Below are 5,373 nucleotides of genomic sequence, written 5' to 3'. Positions count from 1 at the left end.
TTATTCGTCTGGCCTGGTTTTCGTCGTACAACCATGATGTTCGATCGAGACCCAAGGCTCGCGGGTGAAACTAAATGGAACTACACCAAGCTTGTCCACCTGGCATTTGAGGGGATCACCTCGTTCAGTACTCGTCCGTTGCGATTGGCAACTGGTGCTGGCCTGATTACTTCAATGGCAGCAATTGCAATGGCAGCTGTTGTCTTTACCAAAACCATGATTTGGGGAGATCCTGTAGCAGGCTATCCGTCAACAATCATGGTTGTCTTGCTTCTCGGCGGAATCCAACTGCTTTCCATCGGCTTGATGGGAGAGTATGTCGGGCGACTATTTATTGAAGCAAAGCAGCGACCTTTATTTGTTGTTATGGATAACAACGTACGAGAAGCAGTAAAAATGAACAAAGAAGTAGAAGCATGATTCAGTCACTAAAGAAACTTTCACCCACTCAATTTGCAATTGCTTTAGCTGTGTTCGCAATGGCTGTTCGGTTGCTAACTCTTGGTATTTATCCATTAATGGATACAACAGAGGCGCGTTATGGCGAGATGGCTCGAATTATGTTCGAGACCGGTAACTGGATCACGCCGATGTTTGACTATGACGTTCCATTTTGGGGTAACCCCCCTCTGTTTACCTGGCTAAGTGCGACGGGGTTTGAGTTCTTGGGAGTATCCGAATTCGCTGCTCGAGTCCCACACCTCATCGTTGGCTGTATAGTGTTATGCTTGGTATGGCTACTTGCTGCCAGAGGAAAAGGTAATCGCAATACAGCCTGGCTGGCTGTCGCTATTTTAGCAACTACAACTGCATTCAGTGTTATTGCGGGCGCAGTCATGACGGATATGGCGTTAACGCTTGCCATTACTCTGTCTATGATGAGCTTTTGGCTGTCTTGGCAGCAAAAATCCCGAGGATGGGGCTACTTATTCTTTGTAGGTCTTGCCATTGGCATGCTGGCAAAAGGGCCGCTGACGTTAGTACTTGTCGGGATTAGTCTGGTGCTATGGCTGGCTCAGGATAAGCGCTGGCAGCAAATACCCACTTGTCTGCCATGGAAGGGAGGAGTGGTTTTATTTTTACTTATATCATTGCCTTGGTACTTGCTGGCAGAATGGAAAACCCCGGGCTTTCTGAATTACTTCATCATCGGCGAGCATATAAAGCGATTTGTTGTTAGCGGCTGGGAGGGGGACCTTTATGGCTCGGCCCATAAAGAACTAAGAGGCACCATTTGGGTGTATTGGATATTGGCTGCTTTGCCTTGGTCTCCGGTATTGATCTATCAGGTTTCGCGATTTTTCAGAAACGGACAAGATGGTGTTCAGTCTGAGTCAGGCTATCTTGGATTTCTCTGGTGCTGGATGGCATCGCCATTACTATTGTTTACGTTTGCTGGCAATATTCTGCCTAGCTACGTACTTCCCGGTTTACCTGCGATGGCTTTGCTCATCACGGCCTACCACTATCAACAGCCTTTATCTGAACGCGTGTTTAAGCTGGGGTTGATTACTCCTGTTTTAATTGTCATTGTCGCTCTATTGCTCAAATTCAACCTAACCGGAAAAGAAGCTGAAAAACATCTGATGGCTCAATGGGCTTCACAAGCCGAAACGAGCCAGAGCGAGTTGCTGTATGTCAACCACAGGCCGTTTTCTGCCCAGTTTTATTCCAATGGTCAGGCTAAAGCGGTGAGTGAACCGATTACAGAGTTGATGAAAAACGCCAAATCAGATGTGTTTATTGTCATCGATAAAAAACACATACCAGAGGGTTTTTTATGGGATAAGCGCCGTTGTGAGTTACGTGGAGAATCGAAAAAGCGTGAGCTTATCTATTGTAAATCGATAAACCCATCGCTTGTTAATGTAGCGCCGTAAATGAACTTGTTTAACCAGTTATATGACGTGCGATAAAAGTGAACTGACATATTGGTTGTTTTTTGAACTGTGATAGGACTAACTATATCCCTTTTAATGCTGTGGGAATATGACGTCAGGATTATGGAAAGTTGGAGCATCACTATGTACAAAGAGTTACTAGAGATACCCAGTAGTCATAGTTTCGTGCGCACAGACATGAAGTGGGATATCGGCAAGGAAACAGATATTGATACCTTTTGGTACGATGAGAAAGACTTAACCGGAAACATTATTGCCAAATATGTGGTCAAAGTAACCAAGTTTATTTATCCGCCTAAACGGTCACGGATCTGCTACCAGAAATTTACTCCCGACAATTTGTCGCTGCTTTCCACAGGAGAGCTGAAACAATGAATGTTGTTTAAAAAGTGGCCTGGTGCCACTTTTTTCATTCTAGTGTGATCCAGGGCAGAAAATGTGCGGCGTCCAGCAAAGCTGCACTCTAGCGTTTGATTAATATATCTAATGGCTTGACGGTATGGGCAATAGCTGTAAAAGTATGGGGATATTCAACCCTTTGAGTATTAAGGGTGAAAAATAACGATATTGCTATTTAGTGTGGTGATTCATTTTATATAGAAAAAATAATACCAGGCTATAACGCGATAGAAACAATTTAGAATCAAAGGATGATACGGCCATGATACCAAGAGACGCGACACTCCGTGTTGTCAGACCTACGGATAATCTAGAGCAAATTGCTGTGATGTATAGTAAGGCACTTGGCTTTGAGATGCTTAAACAGTTTAAAGATCATGATGGCTTTGATGGTGTAGTACTAGGTCACCAGCAACATGCCTATCATTTGGAGTTTATTCATCAACAAGGCGCCACTGTAGGAAAAGCACCGTCACAAGAACATTTGTTAGTGTTTTATATTGACTGCAGCAGAGTATGGGAACGTACCTGCCGTAATATGATTGATGCCGGATTTAGCGTGGTAGAGTCTACGAACCCATATTGGGAAAATGTTGGTAAAACATTCGAAGATGTTGACGGATACCGCGTGGTACTACAAAACCGAGATTGGGATTGCTAATTCCAATTGAATCTTAAAAGCTCAGGCTAATACCTGAGCTTTTTTGTCTATGCCTATACCCAAGCTACCTCAAGATGCTCGTTTCAGCGAGAATTACTTGGCTTGTAGGCTAGGCACCGATTAGAAGATCTAGGGCTCTAAATTAATAATCGGTATATTCCCTAATGACGCTTTGAGAGGTCCTCGTAAGCTGACTTGAACATTAGGGTGAAGCCGTCCTGCGATAATTCCTTGGCTGTCATCTCGGCAGCGTTCAGACGCCTATAACATTCACCTAGGGCAGCAATCGCATTATCAATCTCTTTGGTACTGAGTTGTGGAGTGTGCATCTTGGTTCTCTTCCTGGTAAGACAGAAACGTTATTAGTACATGCCGTTAAAGTGGGCCGTAATTTTATATTTCGACCATATCTCAGCCTGTATGAATGCAAACTGAACGGCGTGTAATTGTTTATTCGTTGTTGTTGGAAACGAATCTAGCGTATTGATTTTGCTAGCTTGCTTTGTCAGGAAAGTGTCAAATAAAGAAAATATTTGGTTTGAATTCAGAGCGTTGAGCAGGCTGATGCTGAGGGCTGTTTATATGAGCTCTCAAAATCATGCCTGCTGATTATTGTTGGGAGGTTTTCGTGAAGTTAATATCTTTTATCCAGCTCCATGAGTTTGTGAATGAATGCCTGAATCTGAGCTTCGTTGTTATTGTGAAACTCAGTTGTGGTTTGGTTTATGACGGTATCGGGATCTTCATTCGCGGTATGGAAGTGGTATGTATTATGGAAGTTGATATCGAGGCTGACATTGCTATCAGATAGATTGACATAGTATCCATCCGGGTTCTCAGTGCAGGTGACTCCACCAAGCTGGATGCCCGTATCTGTCGCTGTTCCCTGAGTTTTGATCTTTTCGTACACACTAAGCAAGGTACGTACATCAACACTGTTTTTCATAACAACCTCCACCCAATTTCATATTGTTCCTACGGTAAAAAACGCAAGTTACACTTATAAATTTAGGTCCTGTCTCGTTGACTGCAAGCTAAGTTAGTTGAATGTTATTTAAGATCAAAAATAGAGCCCGTTAGGGGTCACAGTTTTGCCAAAAAAGGAACAGAACAACATTGATATTTTTAATGATTTCATAGTGACCTTTCGTAAGCTAAGTGATAGGTTGAATCTATGAACAGCCACTAAATGGAATTTATCCTATGTTTAAGCAGCTTACCGAAGCACAACTTGACCCTATTTTGTCGCTTTCAATTGCCTACCGAGAAGACGAGCGCGAAAATAAGATGGATTTAGGTAGAGGGGTGTACCGGAATAGCCAAGGTGAAACGCCGATCATGCAGGCAGTTCAGCAGGCTCAGCAGCGTGTATTGGAGACACAAACGACCAAAGCCTATGTTGGGCTTGCCGGAAATGAGGTGTTTAACCAGTCAATGATGGATCTGTTGCTTACAGATACATCTGCATATAGCCGTGCTGCCGCAATTCAGACTCCGGGAGCCAGCGGAGCACTGCGGATGTTGGCCGATTTAATGTATATTGCCCAGCCTGACACAACGGTATGGATTTCAAACCCTAGCTACGTCAATCATAAGCCTGTTATGGAAGCCGCTGGGTTGAAAGTTCGCTATTACCCGTATTTCAATCCAGTCACGAAGCAAGTTGACAGCCAGGCGATGCTGACCGAATTAGCGAAAGCCGGTCCGAAGGATGTTGTGTTGCTTCATGGGTGCTGTCATAACCCAACGGGGGCTGATATTTCGTTTGCCGACTGGCAGGCGATTACGGAGCTCGCTAATAAGAACGGCTTTATGCCATTTGTCGATATTGCCTACCAGGGCTTTGGAGATGGCCTGGAACAAGATGCGGCTGGCTTGAAGCATATGGCCGAAAATACTGAAGAGATGATTATCGCAACATCTTGCTCTAAGAACTTTGGACTGTACCGTGAGCGCACTGGTGCCGCGATTGTGATCAGTGATAGCCTGAAGGAAGCGCAGAAGGCGAAAGGGCGGATTATGAATCTTGCACGCTCGACATATACCATGCCACCTGATCACGGTGCTGCACTTGTCGCGACTATTCTGAGCGATCCTGCACTCACTCAAGTTTGGAAGCAGGAACTGGACGAAATGCTGGGGCGTTTATTGAGCTTGAGAGCTGGGCTGACAAAGGCGGTACGCGCACAAGGCTCAGATGAATTCGATTTTATCGAGCAGCACAAAGGGATGTTCTCGGTAACAGGTTTAAGCCCTGAGCAAATCGGTCGTTTGCGCGATGAGTTTGCCATCTATGCTGTTGGTGACGGGCGGATCAATGTTGCCGGCTTACAAGAACAGCAACTAGATTATCTGGCTAATGCGTTAGTTACCGTATCACGCTGAAGTCGTAACGATGAGTGAGGGAGCTAG

The 5,373-nt window shown here is 44.7% G+C and carries 6 protein-coding genes and 1 pseudogene; 5 read left to right on the top strand and 2 right to left on the bottom strand.

The genetic code is table 11. The features are described from left to right. The 4 genes and pseudogenes from MHN01_RS15425 to MHN01_RS15410 all read left to right on the top strand — a co-directional run. A pseudogene (locus MHN01_RS15425) lies at window positions 1–420 on the top strand (glycosyltransferase); the annotation flags it as partial. Beyond that, on the top strand, window positions 417–1,880 hold the full coding sequence (locus tag MHN01_RS15420) for a glycosyltransferase family 39 protein (RefSeq protein WP_239412154.1): 1,464 nt from the start codon (window positions 417–419) through the stop codon (window positions 1,878–1,880). The pseudogene MHN01_RS15425 and the gene MHN01_RS15420, both read left to right, overlap by 4 nt. Before the next feature lie 144 nt (window positions 1,881–2,024). Then, window positions 2,025–2,276 (top strand): hypothetical protein, encoded by a 252-nt coding sequence (locus MHN01_RS15415; RefSeq protein WP_239412153.1) that lies wholly within the window; start codon window positions 2,025–2,027, stop codon window positions 2,274–2,276. 286 nt (window positions 2,277–2,562) lie between these two features. Continuing rightward, complete coding sequence (locus tag MHN01_RS15410; protein WP_075762214.1) at window positions 2,563–2,961, top strand: VOC family protein; 399 nt, start codon at window positions 2,563–2,565, stop codon at window positions 2,959–2,961. 161 nt (window positions 2,962–3,122) lie between these two features. Here the strand turns inward: MHN01_RS15410 and MHN01_RS15405 are convergent, their stop codons facing one another. Then, window positions 3,123–3,290, bottom strand: coding sequence for a hypothetical protein (locus MHN01_RS15405; RefSeq protein ID WP_175577486.1), 168 nt, complete (start codon window positions 3,288–3,290; stop codon window positions 3,123–3,125). Between the two features lie 305 nt (window positions 3,291–3,595). Next, the gene (locus tag MHN01_RS15400; protein ID WP_075762215.1) at window positions 3,596–3,907 is read right to left on the bottom strand and encodes a DUF3081 family protein; all 312 of its coding nucleotides are present in this window, start codon (window positions 3,905–3,907) and stop codon (window positions 3,596–3,598) included. Window positions 3,908–4,164: 257 nt separating this feature from the next. Between MHN01_RS15400 and MHN01_RS15395 the strand changes: the two genes are divergently transcribed. Beyond that, window positions 4,165–5,346, top strand: a complete 1,182-nt coding sequence (locus tag MHN01_RS15395) for an amino acid aminotransferase (RefSeq protein WP_239412152.1) — start codon at window positions 4,165–4,167, stop codon at window positions 5,344–5,346. Window positions 5,347–5,373: the final 27 nt, after the last annotated feature.

It is taken from the genome of Photobacterium sp. OFAV2-7, assembly GCF_022347985.1.
Classification (GTDB): domain Bacteria; phylum Pseudomonadota; class Gammaproteobacteria; order Enterobacterales; family Vibrionaceae; genus Photobacterium.
This window is presented reverse-complemented; position numbering and strand designations above follow the sequence as displayed.

Coding starts and splice junctions, on each gene's coding strand:
- MHN01_RS15420 (WP_239412154.1), top strand. CDS start 417: ATGATTCAGTCACTAAAGAAACTTTCACCCACTCAATTTGCAATTGCT.
- MHN01_RS15415 (WP_239412153.1), top strand. CDS start 2,025: ATGTACAAAGAGTTACTAGAGATACCCAGTAGTCATAGTTTCGTGCGC.
- MHN01_RS15410 (WP_075762214.1), top strand. CDS start 2,563: ATGATACCAAGAGACGCGACACTCCGTGTTGTCAGACCTACGGATAAT.
- MHN01_RS15405 (WP_175577486.1), bottom strand. CDS start 3,290: ATGCACACTCCACAACTCAGTACCAAAGAGATTGATAATGCGATTGCT.
- MHN01_RS15400 (WP_075762215.1), bottom strand. CDS start 3,907: ATGAAAAACAGTGTTGATGTACGTACCTTGCTTAGTGTGTACGAAAAG.
- MHN01_RS15395 (WP_239412152.1), top strand. CDS start 4,165: ATGTTTAAGCAGCTTACCGAAGCACAACTTGACCCTATTTTGTCGCTT.